The 5,132-nt window shown below is 51.4% G+C and carries 3 rRNA genes; all 3 read left to right on the top strand.

Features of this window, described 5'->3' with window-relative positions:
• Nucleotides 1-137: 137 nt before the first annotated feature.
• The 3 genes from M5G11_RS20900 to rrf all read left to right on the top strand — a co-directional run bounded on the left by M5G11_RS20900 (nt 138) and on the right by rrf (nt 5,115).
• Nucleotides 138-1,674: ribosomal RNA gene (locus tag M5G11_RS20900) — 16S ribosomal RNA — on the top strand.
• A gap of 290 nt (nt 1,675-1,964) precedes the next feature.
• Nucleotides 1,965-4,855 (top strand): 23S ribosomal RNA (locus M5G11_RS20895).
• 144 nt (nt 4,856-4,999) lie between these two features.
• Nucleotides 5,000-5,115, top strand: a 5S ribosomal RNA gene (rrf, locus tag M5G11_RS20890).
• Together the 16S, 23S and 5S rRNA genes form the textbook arrangement of a ribosomal RNA operon.
• Nucleotides 5,116-5,132: the final 17 nt, after the last annotated feature.

Here is a 5,132-nt window from a genome sequence, read left to right as displayed (position 1 = left end):
TCGTGTGGGTGCTTGTGAGCTCAGACTGATAGTCAAAAAGATTATCAGCATCACAAGTGGCTATACGAGAAATCGAATAGTTCATTTTGAGATTGCTGAGCCAAGTTTAGGATTTTTTCAAAATCCAATGCAGTATTGAACTGAAGAGTTTGATCATGGCTCAGATTGAACGCTGGCGGCAGGCCTAACACATGCAAGTCGAGCGGATGAGAAGAGCTTGCTCTTCGATTCAGCGGCGGACGGGTGAGTAATGCCTAGGAATCTGCCTGGTAGTGGGGGACAACGTTTCGAAAGGAACGCTAATACCGCATACGTCCTACGGGAGAAAGCAGGGGACCTTCGGGCCTTGCGCTATCAGATGAGCCTAGGTCGGATTAGCTAGTTGGTGGGGTAAAGGCTCACCAAGGCGACGATCCGTAACTGGTCTGAGAGGATGATCAGTCACACTGGAACTGAGACACGGTCCAGACTCCTACGGGAGGCAGCAGTGGGGAATATTGGACAATGGGCGAAAGCCTGATCCAGCCATGCCGCGTGTGTGAAGAAGGTCTTCGGATTGTAAAGCACTTTAAGTTGGGAGGAAGGGCATTAACCTAATACGTTAGTGTTTTGACGTTACCGACAGAATAAGCACCGGCTAACTCTGTGCCAGCAGCCGCGGTAATACAGAGGGTGCAAGCGTTAATCGGAATTACTGGGCGTAAAGCGCGCGTAGGTGGTTTGTTAAGTTGGATGTGAAATCCCCGGGCTCAACCTGGGAACTGCATCCAAAACTGGCAAGCTAGAGTAGGGCAGAGGGTGGTGGAATTTCCTGTGTAGCGGTGAAATGCGTAGATATAGGAAGGAACACCAGTGGCGAAGGCGACCACCTGGGCTCATACTGACACTGAGGTGCGAAAGCGTGGGGAGCAAACAGGATTAGATACCCTGGTAGTCCACGCCGTAAACGATGTCAACTAGCCGTTGGAATCCTTGAGATTTTAGTGGCGCAGCTAACGCATTAAGTTGACCGCCTGGGGAGTACGGCCGCAAGGTTAAAACTCAAATGAATTGACGGGGGCCCGCACAAGCGGTGGAGCATGTGGTTTAATTCGAAGCAACGCGAAGAACCTTACCAGGCCTTGACATGCAGAGAACTTTCTAGAGATAGATTGGTGCCTTCGGGAACTCTGACACAGGTGCTGCATGGCTGTCGTCAGCTCGTGTCGTGAGATGTTGGGTTAAGTCCCGTAACGAGCGCAACCCTTGTCCTTAGTTACCAGCACGTAATGGTGGGCACTCTAAGGAGACTGCCGGTGACAAACCGGAGGAAGGTGGGGATGACGTCAAGTCATCATGGCCCTTACGGCCTGGGCTACACACGTGCTACAATGGTCGGTACAGAGGGTCGCCAAGCCGCGAGGTGGAGCTAATCTCACAAAACCGATCGTAGTCCGGATCGCAGTCTGCAACTCGACTGCGTGAAGTCGGAATCGCTAGTAATCGCGAATCAGAATGTCGCGGTGAATACGTTCCCGGGCCTTGTACACACCGCCCGTCACACCATGGGAGTGGGTTGCACCAGAAGTAGCTAGTCTAACCTTCGGGAGGACGGTTACCACGGTGTGATTCATGACTGGGGTGAAGTCGTAACAAGGTAGCCGTAGGGGAACCTGCGGCTGGATCACCTCCTTAATCGACAGACATCAGCTGGCCTTGCACGCACGAGGTCAGCGGTTCGATCCCGCTTGGCTCCACCATCACTCTTGCAAACCTTGTCAGAGCTTAGAAATGAATATTCGCATCGAATATTGATTTCTGAACTTTTTCAGAATCGTTCTTTAAAAATTTGGGTATGTGATAGAAAGATAGACTGGACAACACTTTCACTGGTGTTGGACCAGGCTAAGGTAAAATTTGTGAGTAATTGCGAATTTTCGGCGAATGTCGTCTTCACAGTATAACCAGATTGCTTGGGGTTATATGGTCAAGTGAAGAAGCGCATACGGTGGATGCCTTGGCAGTCAGAGGCGATGAAAGACGTGGTAGCCTGCGATAAGCTTCGGGGAGTCGGCAAACAGACTTTGATCCGGAGATCTCTGAATGGGGGAACCCAGCCATCATAAGATGGTTATCTTGTACTGAATACATAGGTGCAAGAGGCGAACCAGGGGAACTGAAACATCTAAGTACCCTGAGGAAAAGAAATCAACCGAGATTCCCTTAGTAGTGGCGAGCGAACGGGGACTAGCCCTTAAGTGGCTTTGAGATTAGCGGAACGCTCTGGAAAGTGCGGCCATAGTGGGTGATAGCCCTGTACGCGAAAATCTCTTAGTCATGAAATCGAGTAGGACGGAGCACGAGAAACTTTGTCTGAATATGGGGGGACCATCCTCCAAGGCTAAATACTACTGACTGACCGATAGTGAACTAGTACCGTGAGGGAAAGGCGAAAAGAACCCCGGAGAGGGGAGTGAAATAGATCCTGAAACCGTATGCGTACAAGCAGTGGGAGCCTACTTTGTTAGGTGACTGCGTACCTTTTGTATAATGGGTCAGCGACTTATATTCAGTGGCGAGCTTAACCGAATAGGGGAGGCGTAGCGAAAGCGAGTGTTAATAGCGCGTTTAGTCGCTGGGTATAGACCCGAAACCGGGCGATCTATCCATGGGCAGGTTGAAGGTTAGGTAACACTGACTGGAGGACCGAACCGACTACCGTTGAAAAGTTAGCGGATGACCTGTGGATCGGAGTGAAAGGCTAATCAAGCTCGGAGATAGCTGGTTCTCCTCGAAAGCTATTTAGGTAGCGCCTCATGTATCACTGTAGGGGGTAGAGCACTGTTTCGGCTAGGGGGTCATCCCGACTTACCAAACCGATGCAAACTCCGAATACCTACAAGTGCCGAGCATGGGAGACACACGGCGGGTGCTAACGTCCGTCGTGAAAAGGGAAACAACCCAGACCGTCAGCTAAGGTCCCAAAGTCATGGTTAAGTGGGAAACGATGTGGGAAGGCTTAGACAGCTAGGAGGTTGGCTTAGAAGCAGCCACCCTTTAAAGAAAGCGTAATAGCTCACTAGTCGAGTCGGCCTGCGCGGAAGATGTAACGGGGCTCAAACCATGCACCGAAGCTACGGGTGTCACTTAGGTGACGCGGTAGAGGAGCGTTCTGTAAGCCTGTGAAGGTGAGTTGAGAAGCTTGCTGGAGGTATCAGAAGTGCGAATGCTGACATGAGTAACGACAATGGGAGTGAAAAACTCCCACGCCGAAAGACCAAGGTTTCCTGCGCAACGTTAATCGACGCAGGGTTAGTCGGTCCCTAAGGCGAGGCTGAAAAGCGTAGTCGATGGAAAACAGGTTAATATTCCTGTACTTCTAGTTATTGCGATGGAGGGACGGAGAAGGCTAGGCCAGCTTGGCGTTGGTTGTCCAAGTTTAAGGTGGTAGGCTGGAATCTTAGGTAAATCCGGGGTTCTAAGGCCGAGAGCTGATGACGAGTTGCCTTTAGGCGACGAAGTGGTTGATGCCATGCTTCCAAGAAAAGCTTCTAAGCTTCAGATAACTAGGAACCGTACCCCAAACCGACACAGGTGGTTGGGTAGAGAATACCAAGGCGCTTGAGAGAACTCGGGTGAAGGAACTAGGCAAAATGGCACCGTAACTTCGGGAGAAGGTGCGCCGGTGAGGGTGAAGGACTTGCTCCGTAAGCTCATGCCGGTCGAAGATACCAGGCCGCTGCGACTGTTTATTAAAAACACAGCACTCTGCAAACACGAAAGTGGACGTATAGGGTGTGACGCCTGCCCGGTGCCGGAAGGTTAATTGATGGGGTTAGCTAACGCGAAGCTCTTGATCGAAGCCCCGGTAAACGGCGGCCGTAACTATAACGGTCCTAAGGTAGCGAAATTCCTTGTCGGGTAAGTTCCGACCTGCACGAATGGCGTAACGATGGCGGCGCTGTCTCCACCCGAGACTCAGTGAAATTGAAATCGCTGTGAAGATGCAGTGTATCCGCGGCTAGACGGAAAGACCCCGTGAACCTTTACTATAGCTTTGCACTGGACTTTGAATTTGCTTGTGTAGGATAGGTGGGAGGCTTTGAAGCGTGGACGCCAGTCTGCGTGGAGCCATCCTTGAAATACCACCCTGGCAACTTTGAGGTTCTAACTCAGGTCCGTTATCCGGATCGAGGACAGTGTATGGTGGGTAGTTTGACTGGGGCGGTCTCCTCCTAAAGAGTAACGGAGGAGTACGAAGGTGCGCTCAGACCGGTCGGAAATCGGTCGTAGAGTATAAAGGCAAAAGCGCGCTTGACTGCGAGACAGACACGTCGAGCAGGTACGAAAGTAGGTCTTAGTGATCCGGTGGTTCTGTATGGAAGGGCCATCGCTCAACGGATAAAAGGTACTCCGGGGATAACAGGCTGATACCGCCCAAGAGTTCATATCGACGGCGGTGTTTGGCACCTCGATGTCGGCTCATCACATCCTGGGGCTGAAGCCGGTCCCAAGGGTATGGCTGTTCGCCATTTAAAGTGGTACGCGAGCTGGGTTTAGAACGTCGTGAGACAGTTCGGTCCCTATCTGCCGTGGACGTTTGAGATTTGAGAGGGGCTGCTCCTAGTACGAGAGGACCGGAGTGGACGAACCTCTGGTGTTCCGGTTGTCACGCCAGTGGCATTGCCGGGTAGCTATGTTCGGAAGAGATAACCGCTGAAAGCATCTAAGCGGGAAACTTGCCTCAAGATGAGATCTCACTGGGATCTTGAATCCCCTAAAGGGCCGTCGAAGACTACGACGTTGATAGGTTGGGTGTGTAAGCGCTGTGAGGCGTTGAGCTAACCAATACTAATTGCCCGTGAGGCTTGACCATATAACACCCAAGCAATTTGCGAACCTGAAAGGGGCCAGATTGCGGTGTTGTGAAGACGAAACGAACCGAAAGTTTGCGACTCACAATCGATATCACATACCCGATTTGCTGGAGCGTCGAAAGACGGTCTGGTACACAGAATTTCTTGACGACCATAGAGCATTGGAACCACCTGATCCCATCCCGAACTCAGCAGTGAAACGATGCATCGCCGATGGTAGTGTGGGGTTTCCCCATGTGAGAGTAGGTCATCGTCAAGATTAAATTCCGAAACCCC

This window comes from Pseudomonas fontis (assembly GCF_028656955.1).
Taxonomy (GTDB): domain Bacteria; phylum Pseudomonadota; class Gammaproteobacteria; order Pseudomonadales; family Pseudomonadaceae; genus Aquipseudomonas; species Aquipseudomonas fontis.
Note: the sequence above shows the minus strand (reverse complement) of the source record. Positions and strands in the feature narration are given on the sequence as shown.